This window comes from Herbaspirillum sp. WGmk3, from assembly GCF_023952535.1.
GTDB classification, from domain to species: Bacteria; Pseudomonadota; Gammaproteobacteria; order Burkholderiales; family Burkholderiaceae_D; genus Herbaspirillum; species Herbaspirillum huttiense.
In genome coordinates, this window is record NZ_JAKYWT010000003.1 from 543,556 (window position 1) to 558,286 (window position 14,731).

The 14,731-nt window shown below is 64.7% G+C and carries 15 protein-coding genes; 11 read left to right on the forward strand and 4 right to left on the reverse strand.

What is annotated here, in order from left to right:
- Positions 1-89: 89 nt before the first annotated feature.
- From MKD49_RS14455 to MKD49_RS14465, 3 genes are read left to right on the forward strand one after another with little or no spacing between them, the layout of a single operon-like run.
- Positions 90-797 carry a gluconate 2-dehydrogenase subunit 3 family protein gene (locus MKD49_RS14455; RefSeq protein WP_252696623.1) on the forward strand — a complete coding sequence of 236 codons (708 nt, stop codon included), beginning with the start codon at positions 90-92 and terminating at the stop codon, positions 795-797.
- A 45-nt stretch (positions 798-842) separates the two neighbouring features.
- Entirely contained in the window at positions 843-2,624 is a 1,782-nt protein-coding gene (locus MKD49_RS14460) for a GMC family oxidoreductase (protein WP_034334785.1), read from the forward strand.
- An 11-nt stretch (positions 2,625-2,635) separates the two neighbouring features.
- Positions 2,636-4,087, forward strand: a complete 1,452-nt coding sequence (locus tag MKD49_RS14465; RefSeq protein WP_371925469.1) for a cytochrome c — start codon at positions 2,636-2,638, stop codon at positions 4,085-4,087.
- 21 nt (positions 4,088-4,108) lie between these two features.
- Here MKD49_RS14465 and MKD49_RS14470 read toward each other — a convergent pair whose 3' ends face one another.
- Genes MKD49_RS14470 through MKD49_RS14480 form a run of 3 tightly spaced genes read right to left on the reverse strand, consistent with a single transcriptional unit; the run spans position 4,109 to position 5,875 of the window.
- A complete protein-coding gene (locus MKD49_RS14470; protein ID WP_371925470.1) occupies positions 4,109-4,909 on the reverse strand; it encodes an alpha/beta fold hydrolase in 801 nt (266 codons plus the stop codon).
- A 14-nt stretch (positions 4,910-4,923) separates the two neighbouring features.
- Positions 4,924-5,235: a YciI family protein gene (locus MKD49_RS14475; protein WP_252696625.1), complete on the reverse strand. Its 312-nt coding sequence runs from the start codon at positions 5,233-5,235 to the stop codon at positions 4,924-4,926.
- Between the two features lie 13 nt (positions 5,236-5,248).
- Positions 5,249-5,875, reverse strand: coding sequence for an FMN-dependent NADH-azoreductase (locus MKD49_RS14480; protein WP_252696626.1), 627 nt, complete (start codon positions 5,873-5,875; stop codon positions 5,249-5,251).
- A gap of 155 nt (positions 5,876-6,030) precedes the next feature.
- Between MKD49_RS14480 and MKD49_RS14485 the strand changes: the two genes are divergently transcribed.
- Positions 6,031-7,017, forward strand: coding sequence for a LysR family transcriptional regulator (locus tag MKD49_RS14485; RefSeq protein ID WP_252696627.1), 987 nt, complete (start codon positions 6,031-6,033; stop codon positions 7,015-7,017).
- Here MKD49_RS14485 and MKD49_RS14490 read toward each other — a convergent pair.
- A complete protein-coding gene (locus tag MKD49_RS14490; RefSeq protein ID WP_034334773.1) occupies positions 6,995-7,888 on the reverse strand; it encodes a LysR family transcriptional regulator in 894 nt (297 codons plus the stop codon). The two genes, MKD49_RS14485 and MKD49_RS14490, sit on opposite strands and share 23 nt — an antisense overlap.
- 240 nt (positions 7,889-8,128) lie before the next feature.
- Between MKD49_RS14490 and MKD49_RS14495 the strand changes: the two genes are divergently transcribed.
- Genes MKD49_RS14495 through MKD49_RS14525 form a run of 7 tightly spaced genes read left to right on the forward strand, consistent with a single transcriptional unit; the run spans position 8,129 to position 14,710 of the window.
- Positions 8,129-9,160 (forward strand): ABC transporter substrate-binding protein, encoded by a 1,032-nt coding sequence (locus MKD49_RS14495; protein ID WP_252696628.1) that lies wholly within the window; start codon positions 8,129-8,131, stop codon positions 9,158-9,160.
- 39 nt (positions 9,161-9,199) lie between these two features.
- The gene (locus MKD49_RS14500) at positions 9,200-10,252 is read left to right on the forward strand and encodes an ABC transporter ATP-binding protein (protein WP_227022541.1); all 1,053 of its coding nucleotides are present in this window, start codon (positions 9,200-9,202) and stop codon (positions 10,250-10,252) included.
- A complete protein-coding gene (locus tag MKD49_RS14505; protein ID WP_252696629.1) occupies positions 10,249-11,109 on the forward strand; it encodes an ABC transporter permease in 861 nt (286 codons plus the stop codon). Before MKD49_RS14500 ends, MKD49_RS14505 begins: the two co-directional genes overlap by 4 nt.
- Positions 11,106-11,906: an ABC transporter permease gene (locus tag MKD49_RS14510; protein ID WP_252696630.1), complete on the forward strand. Its 801-nt coding sequence runs from the start codon at positions 11,106-11,108 to the stop codon at positions 11,904-11,906. Before MKD49_RS14505 ends, MKD49_RS14510 begins: the two co-directional genes overlap by 4 nt.
- Positions 11,903-13,027: an FAD-binding oxidoreductase gene (locus MKD49_RS14515; RefSeq protein ID WP_121040959.1), complete on the forward strand. Its 1,125-nt coding sequence runs from the start codon at positions 11,903-11,905 to the stop codon at positions 13,025-13,027. The genes MKD49_RS14510 and MKD49_RS14515 overlap by 4 nt, the downstream gene beginning before the upstream one ends.
- Positions 12,999-13,310, forward strand: a complete 312-nt coding sequence (locus tag MKD49_RS14520; RefSeq protein WP_204726876.1) for a (2Fe-2S)-binding protein — start codon at positions 12,999-13,001, stop codon at positions 13,308-13,310. Before MKD49_RS14515 ends, MKD49_RS14520 begins: the two co-directional genes overlap by 29 nt.
- On the forward strand, positions 13,307-14,710 hold the full coding sequence (locus MKD49_RS14525) for an FAD-dependent oxidoreductase (protein ID WP_134134311.1): 1,404 nt from the start codon (positions 13,307-13,309) through the stop codon (positions 14,708-14,710). Before MKD49_RS14520 ends, MKD49_RS14525 begins: the two co-directional genes overlap by 4 nt.
- Positions 14,711-14,731 lie beyond the last annotated feature (21 nt).

Sequence of the window (14,731 nt, forward strand, 5' to 3'; positions counted from 1 at the left end):
CCCTGCGGCGTCATCGCGCGCATCATGGCTCGGCCGTGAGCAAGGCAAGGCCTTGCTCACGCTCCGGATTTCCCTCAAGGAAACGCGCCATGAAAAAAATAAGCATCTCCGCCAATCGCCGCCGTTTCCTGCGCGGCGCGCTGACCGCCGCGCCCGCCGCTGCACTGGCTGTCACCGCCGGCAGCCTCTCCGCCAGCGCCCAGGAACAAGCCGGCAACGTCCCCCACAAACCCGTCTTCTTCAACCAGGATGAATTCGCGCTCCTGAGCGCCCTGGCCGATACCCTCATCCCCGCCGACGAGACCGGTCCCGGTGCGCTGGAAGCGGGCGTGCCCGCCTTCATCGATGCGCAGATGAATACCCCTTACGGGCAGGGCCAGCTGTGGTACATGCAAGGCCCCTTCACCCCGGACGCTCCGCCCGAATTCGGCTACCAGCTGCCCTATCCGCCACGCGAACTGTACAAGAAGGGACTGGCCGAATTCGACGCGGCCATCCGCCAGCAATACGGCCACGGCTATGTGGAACTGAACACCCAGCAACGCGAAAAGATGATGGGCGAGTTCGAGAAGGGCGACCAGGGCAGCCTCAAGATGGCCACCATCCCGCCTGCAGCGCTGTTCAACCTGTTGCTGCAGAACGTGCACGAAGGCTATTTCTGCGACCCCACCGATGGCGGCAACAAGGGCATGGGTTCGTGGAAGATGATCGGCTTCCCCGGTGCCCGCGCCGACTATTACGACTGGGTCGACCAGTACGGCCGCACCTATCCCCTGCCTCCGATCTCGCGCGGCTGATCGCTGCTTCCTCCTCGCATCGTTTGACCCCGAAAGCCCAAGCATATGGCCAACAAGAACATGAAAGCAGTCGACGTCGTCATCGTCGGCTTCGGCTGGACCGGTGCCATCATGGCCAAGGAAATGACCGAGGCCGGACAAAGCGTGGTGGCGCTGGAACGCGGCGTCTATCGCGATACCTACCCGGATGGCGCCTATCCCAAGACCATCAATGAGCTGGAATACCAGCAGCGCTTCAAGTTATTCCAGAATCTGAACAAATCCTCGTTCACCTTCCGCCGCAAGAGCGGTGACAGCGCCATCCCCTATCGCCAGATCGCCATGTTCAAGCCGGGCGAAGGCGTGGGCGGTGCCGGCCTGCACTGGTCGGGTTGCCACTGGCGCATCCTGCCGGAAGAGTTGCGCATGCGCAGCCATTACGAGGAACGCTACGGCAAGGGTTTCATTCCCAAGGACATGACCCTGCAGGACTGGGGCGTGACCTACGAGGAACTGGAACCGTATTTCGATTTCGCCGAAAAGATGATGGGCACCTCCGGCACCGCCTACCGCGTCGGCGGCAAGGTGGTCGACGACAGCGGCAATCCCTTTGAGGCCAACCGTTCGGACAACTTCCCGCTGCCCGCACAGAAGGAGCAATACCAGGCTGCGCTGTTCCGCAAGGCCGCGCAGCAGGCGGGCTTCCATCCCTTCACCCTGCCCTCGGCCAATGCTTCGGCGCCCTACGTGAACCAGTACGGCTGCCAGATGGGGCCCTGCACCTTCTGCGGCTACTGCTCCGGCTATGCCTGCTACAACTATTCCAAGGCCTCGCCCAACGTCAACATCATGCCGGCCCTGCGCAAGAGTGCGCTGTTCGAATTGCGCAGCAGCTGCAACGTGCTGCGTATCGAACTCGACAGCACCCGCAAGAAAGCCACTGGCGTGACCTACGTGGATGCCAATGGCGATACCGTGTTCCAGCCGGCCAACATCGTCATCGCCAGTACCTTCGCGTACAACAATGCGCGGCTGTTCCTGCTCTCGGGCATCGGCAAACCCTATGACCCGGTGAGCAACACCGGTGCGGTCGGCCGCAACATCGCCTTCCAGATGATGTCGACCATCAATGCCTTCTTCGATCCGGGCAAGAACATCAACGGCTTCATCGGTGCCGGTGGCAATGGCGTGGCGGTGGATGATTTCAATGGCGACCACATGGACCACGGCCCGCTGGGCTTCGTCGGTGGCTCGCCGATCTGGTGCAACCCGGCCGGGGCCAAGCCGATCTCGGGTATCGCCGTGCCCAGCGGTACGCCCAAGTGGGGCCGCGACTGGAAGCGTGCGGTCAAGGCCAGCTACCTGAACACCATGTCCTTCGACGTGCATGGTGCCAACATGGTCTATCGCGACGTGTATGTGGATCTCGATCCCAACTACAAGGATGCCTTCGGCCAGCCGCTGCTGCGTTTCACCTTCGACTGGAAGGACAACGACATCCGCATGAGCCGCTACGTCACCGACCAGGCCGTCAAGATTGCCCACGAACTGAAGGCGCGCGAGATCAAGGTCACCGTCAAGGACTTCGGTGCCGCGCCCGACCTGCGCAGCTACCAGACCACGCACTGGGCCGGTGGCGTGGCCATGGGCACGGATCCGTCCACCAGCGTGGTGAACCGCTACCTGCAGAGCTGGGATGTGCACAACGTCTTTGCGGTGGGCTCGGGCGTGTTTGCCCAGGGCATCGGCTACAACCCGACCGGGGCGGCGGTGGCGCTGACCTACTGGTCGGCGCGCGCCATCCGTGAGCAATACCTGAAGGACCCGCGACCGCTGGTCAGCGCGTGAAGACGGGAGCGATGATGAAACGACTGATCCTGATCTCCGCCCTGGCGCTCGGTACCGCTGCGCTGGCCGCCAGCGCCGCCTACAACCTGGCGCATGCCGATGCATCGCTGAGCGTTCCTGCCCCACCCAAGCCGCCCGTGGGCGCGCGCCTGCTCAACCGGGAAACGGCACCCATGCGTCCGCTGGCCACGCCGCCGGCCGATGCGGCACTGGCCGAGCGCGTTGCCAAAAAAGACGGCCCCAGTGCCGATGACCAGCTACTCTTGCGCGGTGCTTATCTTGCTCGCGCCGGGGATTGCGTGGCCTGCCACACCAGCAAGGGAGGTGCGCCCTTCGCAGGCGGACTGGCGCTGGCCTCGCCGATCGGTGCGATCTACTCCACCAACATCACGCCGGACAAGGAACACGGCATCGGCGACTGGAGCTATGAGGACTTCGCGCGCCTGATGCGCACCGGCGTCACCAAGGCGGGTTATACGGTCTATCCGGCCATGCCCTATCCGTCCTATTCGCGCCTGACCGATGAGGACATGCAGGCGCTGTACGCGTATTTCACCAAGGCCGTGCCGCCCTCGGCGCAGGCCAATCGTGCCAATGACATCCCCTGGCCCTTGTCGATGCGCTGGCCGCTGGCGATCTGGCGCAAGTTGTTCGCGCCCACGCCCGCGCCCTATGCGGCCCCGGCCGGGACGGATGCGCAACTGGCACGCGGAGCCTATCTGGTGGAAGGACTGGGCCACTGCGGCAGCTGCCACACGCCGCGCTCGACCACGATGCAGGAGAAATCGCTGCGGGATGACAGCAGCCGCCTGTATCTCTCCGGCGGGCAGGTGGTCGATGGCTGGAGCGTACCGTCACTGCGCAACGAACATGGCGGTGGTATCGCGGGCTGGAGCCAGGCCGACCTGGTGGAATTCCTGCGTACCGGCCGCAACCAGTACACCGCTTCCTTCGGTGCCATGAATGACGTGATCGAGCATTCCATGCAATACATGACCGAGGCCGATCTCAATGCGATGTCGCGTTACCTGTTGAGCCTGGCACCACGCAACGGCGCCGAGCCTTATCGCTATGACGAGGCCACGGCCACGGCGGCTTACGAAGGACGTCCGCAGACGCCGGGCGCAGCGCTCTACCTGGATCGCTGCGCGGCCTGCCATCGCAGCAACGGCACCGGCTATGGCAAGGCGTTCCCGGCGCTGGCCGGCAATCCGGTGCTACAAACCGGGGATGCCACCTCGGCCATCCGCATCATCCTGCAAGGAGGACGCCAGCCCTCCACCGATTCCGCCACGGCGGGGCTGGTGATGGCACCCTATGCGCAACTGCTCAACGATCAGCAGGTAGCCGAAGTCACCTCCTACATCCAGACCGCCTGGGGCAACCGCGGCGCGACCGTGAGTGCGGCTGATGTGGCCAAGATACGCAAGACCGCCAAGCCCGTAGAGGACCGGGCACCCTGAGCGCAACGCCGCTGCACCCCTTCAATGCAGGCTACGGGCGGCACGATCAATCAGGTCGGCCACCTGTCGCGGATGCGAGACCAGCGACAGGTGGCTGGAAACAATGGTCTCGGTCTGCGCCTTCATGGCAGCAGCAAACTGCTGCTGCACGGCGGTCGACAAGGCGTGATCGCCCTGCGTGACCAGATACCAGCCGGGCTTGTCGTGCCAGGCCGCGTGCATGACCGGTTCCGCGAAGGCACTGGCGGCAATGGGTTGCTGCACGGCCGCCAGCGCACGTACCTGATCGACCGCCACGTCGTGCGCCATCACCTGCGCAAATACCTTGGGGTCATCCAGCCAGATGAGTCCGTCGTGGTCCGGCTGCAGGCCCTGCATGGGTGCCTGCAGTCGCTGCAAGGCCTGCGCCACGCTCTCGCCGGAATCCGGTGCCAGCGCTGACAGATAGACCAGTCCCTTCACCTTCTCCTGATTCCCGGCCTCCGAAATCACCGCCCCGCCCCACGAATGCCCGACCAGCAGCACCGGATGCGGCTGGCGCGCAATGACGCGGGAAGTAGCCGCCACATCGGCCGCCAGGCTGCTGAGCGGATTCTGTACCGCCGTCACGTGATAACCCTTACGTTGCAGGAGCGCGATCACTTTGCTCCAGCTGGAGCCATCGGCGAACGCGCCGTGGACCAGGACGATATCGATCAAAGGGGCAGGCTCGGTACGCATGGTCTGGGCCGATGAGAGAAACGGGATCAGAAAAAGCCAGGCCATCAGGCCGGCCAGCATCCAACGCCTGCGCAGGCGATGGCGGTCCAGGTTGTGCTTCATCGCTCTTGCGCTCCTCATCCGATGAAGGTGGCCTGTGGCACCCAGTGCGCCGGGAAGCCAGCGGCAGCCAGGGCGGGTGTGCAGCCATGGGCCTGGTAACTGGCCACGCCCTGGCTGATGAAGGCATCCAGCGCCATCATCGCGTGCAGTTCCGCTTCATCGACGCAGGAAGCCAGGATGAGTCCGCCGCCGCCCGCCGCCAACGGGCCCGCGCAGATCACGCGGCCCTGCTTGAGCTGCGCGGCAAGCCAGGCCTTGTGCGGGTCGAGGTGCCGCTGCACTTCCTCGATGGGTCGGGTATAGGTGAGGACGATGGCAAAGATCATGATGCGCTCCCGATCAGTTGGCCAGCAGGTCGGCCACTACGGACGGGATCTCGTCCAGCGCCACGCGCATGGATTGGCTGCGCAGCTCGGCCCCCTTGGTCAGCCGTTCGGCACGTACGAAGCGCACGCGCTGGATGCCGAGGAAACTGAAGAAGGCCTTCAGGTACGACTCCTGATGGTCCATCACCGCCGCCGGTCCGCTGGAATACATGCCGCCGCGCGTGGAAGCCACGATCACCGCCTTGTCACCGGACAATCCCAGCGGCCCCTGTTCGGTATAGCGGAAGGTGCGTCCCGGCTGGGCCACACGGTCCAGCCAGGCCTTGAGCTGGCTGGGCACCGAAAAGTTGTACATCGGTACGCCCAGGACGATGACGTCACTGTCGAGGAATTCACTGACCAGCGTCTCTGAAAGCGCGTGCTCGGCCAGTACGCCCGCATCCGTGACGCTGCCACCGGACTGGCGGAAGCCGGCGGCAATGGCACCGTCCAGGTGGGCGACGGGCGCACTCACCAGATCGCGTGCGCTGACCCGGGCTTGCGGATGCCGGGCCTGCAGATGATCGACGATGGCCGCGCTCAGGACACGTGAGGCGGAGGCATCGGCCAGGATGCTGGTATCGAGGTGGAGAATTTTCATGGCGGGGTCCTTTCAGTCATCAATGAGGAAGAGCACGGGACTGACGATACCGACGCAAAGACCGCGCCACTAGCCATCATCGGCGCACCAGATTGTTCCATGCATGGAACAATGCCGATCTTATAATCAGGCTTTCCCTCATCGTCGGAGCGCGCATGGAAGACCTCAACGATCTCGCCTTGTTTGCGTCTGTCGTGGTGCACGGCAGCTTTTCGGCAGCCGCCCGTGCGCTCGACATCCCCAAATCACGCATCAGCCGCCGGGTGGCCGAGCTCGAACAACGACTGGGCGTGCGGCTGCTGCAACGTTCGACACGGGTGGTGCGTGTCACCGATGTGGGTGCGGCTTTCTTTACCCACTGCGAAGCCATGACGCAGGCGGCGCGGGCGGCGGTGGAAGTGAGCGAACAGGCGGGGGCCAAACCTGCGGGCCGGCTAAGGGTGAGTTCGCCCATGGGGGTGGCGCACATCTTCCTGGCGCCGCTGCTGGCGCGCTTCCTGTGCGCCCATCCTGATGTGCGGCTGGAGCTGGAATTGAGCAATCGCCGGGTCGATGTCATCGGCGAGGGCTTCGATGTGGCCATGCGGGTCAGGAGTACGCTGGAAGATTCCAACCTGGTGGTGCGTACCTTCGGCACCAGCCAGCAGGTACTGGCTGCCAGCCCTGCGTACATCCGGCAGCACGGGCCCTTCGACAGGGTGGAGGCTCTGCAAGGACAACGCGGCCTGGGTCCCGGCGGCATGCCGGGCCAGGCCCAGCGCTGGCGACTGCACGGTCCGCAGGGAGAAGTCGCCGAGATCGACTACGTCGCAGCCATGGTGACGGACGACATGCATCTGGCGATGCAGGCTGCCATCGGCGGTGCCGGCGTGGCACTGCTGCCCTTCAACGTCTGCCACGCTGCCATCGAAGGCGGTCAATTGAGGGTGCTGCTCCCTCAGCATCGTGGCACGCCGCATCAGCTGCATGCGGTGTTTCCGTCGCGGCGCGGACTGGTGCCGGCCGTACGCGCCTTCATTGAATTCATGGCGGTTGAGCTGTCGCAGACCATGCAGCAGGAAAACCAGGCCTTGTTGGCGCTGCTGGCGCACAAGCCAGCGCGGACCGGCAAGACCCGGATCAGGCGGACTGGCAGCGCCTGAGCTCGTCCCGCAGGTCGGCTGCGAATGTCTCCGCCAGTGCCAGCCGCTTGCCGGGATAAGGGAAGATGATGGCGCAACGCGTATCGAGCTCTTCCACCACCGGCCGGATCACGACGCCCGCGCTGACGAACGGTTCCGCCGTGATGCGCGATACCAGCGTGATCCCGGCCCCTTCCGCCACCAGCGCACAGGCCACCAGCGAATTGGGCGTCTCCATGGCCACCTGCACCGATACCCGCAGCTTGGACAGCGCATCATCGATCTGGTAGCGCATGTAGCTGTGCTGCGACAGCAGAATCATCCGCTCTCCATCCAGCTCCTTGAGCGAGATCCGCTTGCGGCGCGCCAGCCGATGCCCGACCGGCAGCACCAGTGCGCGCTCCAGCGGTTCCAGCGGTTCGATTGAAATCGAAGGCTGTGATAGCGGCAACTCGACAATCCCTATATCGAATTGCTTGGTCGCAACCATCTCGGCAATCTGGCGTGACGGCAAGGTCTGCACGAAGACCGACACCTGCGGACGGGCCGCCGCGAAGCGTGCCACCGTACGCGGCACCAGGCTCTGCGAGAGCGCCGGCAATGTCGCAATGCGCAATGCACCGGCCCGCTGGTGCCCGATATCGTGCGCCACCTGCGCAATGCGGTCGAGGTTGCCATAGATCGGTTCGAGCTCTGCATAAAGGGCCTGGGCCTCGGGTGTGGCGACCAGTTTGCGGCCGCGCCGCTCGAACAGGTCGTAGCCGATCCGGATCTCCAGATGCGCGATGGCCCTGCTCACAGCCGGCTGGGTCACGCTCATCATCTGGGCGGCCCCCACTACGGTGCCGGTGCGCATGACCGAATAGAAGGCTTCGATCTGGCGCAAATTCACGCTGTTTCTCATATAACCAACTCGCTGTAATGGTTCGGCAAATATGCCTCAAGGAGGTGCAGTATCGCATCTTTGCAGTGCCTTTTCCCTCGTAAATTCGCTGATTTGCACCGCAACAAGACACATAACAAACAGGCATAAGCAACCCTCGAAATTTTAATATTTGAGGCGCGGAGGACTGCCTACACTAGGGGCTCCTGCTGTCCATTCAACTGCAGTCCCTACCCGGAGGAATACCTGATGCGAAGCGTTCTTGGCTTAACGATGGCGGCCGCCTTGCTGGCCACGGCAACTTCCCATGCGGCGGAAACGGTCTATGTCGGTGGCTACGGCGGTTCGACCGAACAGGCCTTCAAGGAAAAGATCATTCCGCCGTTCGAAGCGAAGACCGGCAGCAAGGTGGTCTACGTGTCCGGCAACTCCACCGACCTGCTAGCCAAGCTGCAAGCGCAGAAGGGCCGCCAGGAAATGTCGCTGGCCATGATCGACGATGGTCCGATGTACCAGGCCGTCGGCCAGGGCCTGTGCGCCAAGATCGAAGAAGGCAGCGGCTCGCGCGAGGCCTATCCCAACGCCCGCATGATCGGGGACAAGTCGATCGGCATCGGCTTCATCGCCACCGGCCTGGCTTACAACAAGGAAGTCTTTGCCAGGAACGGCTGGAAGGCCCCCGACTCCTGGCAGGACCTGACCAATCCCAAGTACAAGCAGAAGGTGGTGATTCCGCCCATCACCAACGGCTATGGCCTGCTGACGCTGGTCATGATGGCGCGCCTCAACGGCGGCAGCGAAGAAAAGATCGCACCGGGTTTCGACGCCATGATCAAGAAGGTGGCGCCCAATGTGCTGGCCTGGGAGCCCTCTCCGGGCAAGATGGCCGAGATGCTGCAGACCGGTGAGGCGGCCCTTGCCGTCTGGGGCAATGGCCGCGTGCAGGCGGTCATCGACCAGGGCGCACCGGTGGAATTCGTCTATCCCAAGGAAGGGGCGGTGGCACTGATGTCGGCCGCCTGTGTCGTCGAAGGTGCACCGCAGCCCAAGCTGGCGCAGCAGTTCCTGCAGTACGTGCTGTCGGCCGAGGTGCAGGCCATCCTCGCCACGGCCCAGGGCTGGGGACCGGTCAACAAGAACACCAGGCTCGCACCGGAGGTCATGAAGCGCGTGGTCTACGGACCCGAGAAGGTGGGCCAGATGATCGCCCCCAACTACGGCGTCATCAATGCCCAGCGCGCCGAGTGGACCAATCGCTGGAACCGCGCCGTCGAGCGCTGAGCGCTCCTCCTTGCCAGATCAGACCAGGGGATTTCCTCCATGAGCTTTCTTCAATTGAATGGCCTGTCCAAGCACTACGGCGATGTAGTGGCCGTGGGACAGTGCGAGCTGTCGGTGGCCAAGGGCGAATTCATCAGCCTGCTGGGTCCCTCGGGCTGCGGCAAGACCACCACGCTGCAGATGATCGCCGGCTTCGTGCAGCCCAGCAGCGGACGCATCCTGCTCGATGGCCGCGACATCACCGACATCAAGCCAAGCCGGCGCGGCCTCGGCATCGTCTTCCAGAACTACGCCTTGTTCCCGCACATGACGGTGGCGCAGAACGTCTCCTTCGGCATGGAGATGCAGGGCCTGGCCAGCGGCGAGCGCAACCGGCGGGTGGCGGAAACGCTGGAGCTGGTGCACCTGGCTGCGCTGGCGCAACGCTATCCCAAAGAGCTCTCCGGCGGCCAGCGCCAACGGGTTGCGCTGGCACGCGCCCTGGCCATCCAGCCGCCGGTACTGCTGCTGGATGAACCGATGGGCGCGCTCGATGCCAAGCTGCGCGAAGAAATGCAAATCGAACTGCGCGCCCTGCAGCACCGTGTGGGTGTGACCACCATCATGGTCACGCATGACCAGGCCGAGGCCATGACCCTGTCCGATCGCGTGGTGCTGATGAACAAGGGCTGCATCGAACAGATCGGCCGCCCCTACGACATGTACGAACAACCCAACGGGCGGTTTTCCTCGACCTTCCTGGGAAAGGCCAACGTGTTTGCCGGCACCCGCATGCAGGGCCGCGACTGCGTCGAACTCCAGGGTTATCGCCTGCCCGCCTCCGATCCGGCCACCCACGGCGAGGTCGAATACATCGTGCGTCCCGAGAAGCTGGAATTCACCACGCCGGAGACAGCCATGCTGGCCGGGCGCGTGGAGGCACGCGTATTCCTCGGCAATCACTGGCTCTATCAGGTGCAGACACCGCTGGGCCTGGTGCAGATCAGCCAGTCCAACAAGGGTGCCCCCAGCTCGGCCGAAGGCGATACGGTCAGCCTGCGCTGGGCAGCGGAACATGCGCACGTGGTCCCCCGTGCGGGAGCCGCGCGATGACCGCCCGCAGCAGCGCCCTGCCCTACTGGATGGGCACACCGGCCGCCCTGCTCACGCTGGCCTTCGTGGTGCTGCCGCTGGTGGTGACCTTGTCGCTGAGCTTCTTTCCGTTCGTGGCCGGTGGCGGCACGGGCGATCAGCTCACGCTCACTCACTATCTCGACATCGCCACCGATGACTACTTCCAGAGCATCTTCCTGCGCACCTTCGGGCTGGCGCTGGTGGTCACCCTGATCTGCATTGCCATCGGCGTACCGGAAGCCTATGTGCTGTCGCGCCTGTCGGAAAGATGGCGGGCGGTGTCCATCGTGATCGTGCTGGGCCCGCTGCTGATCTCGGTGGTGGTCCGTACCCTGGGCTGGGCCATCCTGCTGGGCAACGAAGGCGTGATCAACAAGGCCTTGATGGCGATGGGTCTCATCGAGACACCGCTCAAGATGCTGTTCACCTTTACCGGCGTGGTGATCGCCCTGGTGCATGTGCTGGTACCGATGATGGTACTGGCCGTCTGGGCCTCGCTGCAGAAGCTCGATCCGGTCACCGAACAGGCTGCCGAATCGCTGGGCGCGGGACTGGGAACCATCATGCTGCGCATCGTCTTTCCGCAGGTGATCCCGGGCGTGCTTTCGGGCGGACTGATCGTGTTCTCGCTGGCGGCCAGCGCCTTCGCCACGCCGGCCATCATCGGCGGACGACGACTGAAAGTGGTACCGACCACCATCTATGACGAATTCCTCGGCAATCTGAACTGGCCACTGGGGGCGGCGCTGTCGGTGGTGCTGCTGGTGATCGTGCTGGCTGTCTCGCTGGGCGTGAACCGCCTGGTGGAGCGCCGCTACAGGCAGGTGTTCCAATGAAGACGCGCGCTCCGCTTCCGCTGTTGCTGTTCCACTTCGCCTTTGCGGCCTTCATGCTGGCTCCGCTGGTGATGGTGGTCTGCGTTTCCTTCACCGACAAGGGCTATATTTCGCTGCCCTTCGATGGCGCCTCGCTGCGCTGGTACGGTGCCATCCTGCGCGACGACAGTTTCATGACGGCCTTCTATCGCAGCCTGTCGCTGGGCGTCACGGCAGCCACGCTGGCCACCTTGCTGGCGGTGCCGGCCGGCATGGCCATCGCCTGGTATCGCTTTCCCGGACGCGATGCCTTGCTGGGGCTGCTGCTGTCGCCGCTGATGGTGCCCAACATCGTGCTGGGCATCGCACTGCTGCGCTTGCTGACCTTGCTGGGCTCGCCCGGTACCGCCTGGGGCCTCACGGTGGCACACACGGTCATCGTGCTGCCCTACGTACTGCGCCTGGTGGTAGCCGCAGCCACCGGCTTCGACCGCACCATCGCGCAGGCCGCGCAATCGCTGGGTGCATCGGCCTGGACGGTGTTCCGCCGGGTCGAGCTGCCGCTCATCATCCCGGGCGTGGCGGGGGGCTGGATCATTGCCTTCATCAACAGTTTCGACGAACTGACCATGTCCATCTTCGTCGCTTCCGCCGGTACCGAGACCCTGCCGGTGAAGATGTACAACCACATCGCCAACACCATCGATCCGCTGCTGGCCTCGGTCTCCACGGTACTCATCGTGCTGACCCTGGTGCTGATGGCGCTGCTGGAACGCTTCTACGGGCTGGACCGGATTCTCTCTGGAAAGACATCATGATTTCAACGGATATCGATACGCTGGTCATCGGCGGCGGCGTGGTGGGCATGTCCATCGCCTACGGCCTCTCCAAAGCCGGCGAACGAGTGCTGGTGCTGGACGAGGGCGACGATGCCTTTCGTGCCGCACGCGGCAATTTCGGCCTGGTCTGGGTGCAGGGCAAGGGCGAAGAACGGCCCGACTATGCGCGCTGGAGCATGGCCTCGGTGCTGCGCTGGTCCTCCTTTGCGCAAGAGCTGACGGCGGCCAACGGCATCGACCTGGAGCTGCAGCAGATCGGCGGCCTGCAATTCTTCCTGGACGAGGACGAACTGCGGGCCTACGTACGGAAGCTGGAAAACCTGCGCGCCGCCGTCGGTGACTACCCCTTCGAGGTCCTCGATCCGGTCGCGCTGAAACAGCTCTCGCCGCACATCGGCCCGGAAGTGGTCGGTGCGGTCTACGGTCCGCGTGACGGCCACGTCAGCCCGCTACGCCTGCTGCGCTCGCTGGTACAGCGCTTTCACACGCTGGGCGGCATCCTGCGCAATGGCGTGCGCTGCGAGCAGATCGTCCATCGTGCCGACCGCTTCCACGTGCAGGCGGGCGGCAAGGAATACGTCGCCGGCAAGCTGGTGCTGGCGGCCGGGCTGGGCAACCGCACGCTGGGCCCGATGGTCGGCTTGCATGCCCCGGTCGCGCCCAATCGCGGACAGGTGCTGGTGACCGAACGCATGCAGCCCTTCCTGCGCCATCCGTCGGGGCACGTGCGGCAGACCGGCGAGGGCGTGGTGCAGATCGGCGATTCAAAGGAGGACGTCGGATTTGATGACCGCACCTCGATCGATCAGCTGGCCCACATCGCCCATCGCGCGCGTAAATATTTTCCGCTGCTCGACGGGGCCAACGTGGTCCGTACCTGGGGAGCGCTGCGGGTGATGACGCCGGACGGCTTCCCGATCTACGAAGAATCACGTCAATGCCCGGGAGCCTTCCTGGTGACCTGCCACAGCGGCATCACGCTGGCCGCCATGCACGCCGGTCCCCTGGCGGACTGGATCCGGGGTGCGGCCGAGCCAGCCGCCATTTCCACCTTCAAAGCGGAGCGATTCCATGTTCAAGTCCATGCTGACGGCCAGTGAAGACCAGCGCGCCGACATTGCCATCCTGGTCGATGGCAAGACCATCCGGGCACGCGCAGGCGAAAGCCTGGCCACTGCCCTGCTCAATGCGGGCGTCGTCCCCTTGCGGCATACGCCGGTCTCGGGCAGCCCGCGCGCACCCTTCTGCCTGATGGGGGTGTGCTTCGATTGCCTGGTCGAGGTCGATGGCCGCCAGAACGTGCAATCCTGCATGGTGCAGGTGCATGCAGGGATGCAGGTCCGCCTGCCCGACGGCGCGCGTCACGTGGGAGAACCGGCATGATGGCCCCCACTCACGATCTGATCATCATCGGTGCCGGGCCGGCCGGCATGTCCGCCGCGCTGCATGCGGCCGCGCTCGGTCTGAAGACGCTGCTGCTGGATGAGCAAAGCCACCCGGGCGGCCAGATCTATCGCAATGTCACGCAAGTGCCGCCCAGGGTAGCAGCAGTACTGGGACCGGACTACCGCCATGGACGCAGTCTCGCCGAGCGCCTGCAGCAATGCGGCGTGGACTATCGTCGCGGTGCCCTGGTCTGGGAGATCACCGAGGATCTGGTGGTCACGTTCCAGCAGGATGAGCGTTCCTCACGCGTGCGGGCGCGCCAGATCATTGCCGCTACCGGCGCCATGGAACGGCCTTCGCCGGTGCCGGGCTGGACCTTGCCGGGCGTGCTCAACGCCGGTGCCGCGCAGATCGCGATGAAGACCTCGGCCTCGGTGCCGCAGGGGCCGGTGGTACTGGCCGGTGCGGGCCCGCTGCTGTTGCTGGTGGCTTGCCAGTTGTTGGAGGCGGGGGCCGAAGTCGCGGCCGTGGTGCAGACAGCGCCCCGCGAAAACCTGCGCCGCGCCCTGCGTCATCTGCCCGCAGCGCTGGGCGCGCCGCACTATCTGATCAAGGGTCTGAAGATGCTGTGGCGTTTGCGCCGGGCTGGCGTACCGCTTTATCAAGGTGCCAGCGAGCTGCGCATCGAGGGCGAGCATCAGGTACAGCAGGTGCAGTTCAATATCGGACCACAGCGCCACACGCTGGCGGCCAAGGTCGTTCTGCTGCATCACGGGGTGGTACCCAATACGCAGCTCAGCCGCCAGCTGCGCCTCGATCACCAGTGGGATGCCATCAATCTCTGCTGGACGCCGGTAGTGGACGCAGGCGGCCAGACCTCCCTGCCCGGATTGCGCATTGCCGGCGACGGTGCCGCTATTGCGGGCGCCCGTGCGGCAGAACCGGCGGGCGTCATTGCGGCCGCCCATGCCGCACTGGCCGTGGGCAAAATCGATGCGCCCACGTGCGCCGCCAGCGTGCGGGAAGCGCAGGCGGAACGTGACCGGCATCTGCGGATCCGTCCCTTCCTGGACGCGCTCTATCGTCCGCCGCAATGGCTCGCGCAGCCGCCGGACGAGGCCATCGTATGCCGCTGCGAAGAGGTCACGGCCGGACAGATCCGCGAGATGGCGCGCCTGGGATGCCAGGGGCCGAACCAGACCAAGTTCTTCAGCCGCTGCGGCATGGGTCCTTGCCAGGGACGCATGTGCGGCCTGACCGTCACGCAGATGCTGGCGCAGGCGTTGCACAAGTCGCCCGAGGAAGTCGGCGCCTATCACATCCGCACGCCGCTCAAACCCATTGCGCTGGCTTCGCTGGCGGCACTGGCCGATACCGAACCGCTGGCCCCGGAATGATCCGGGGCAGCCCCATGGCAG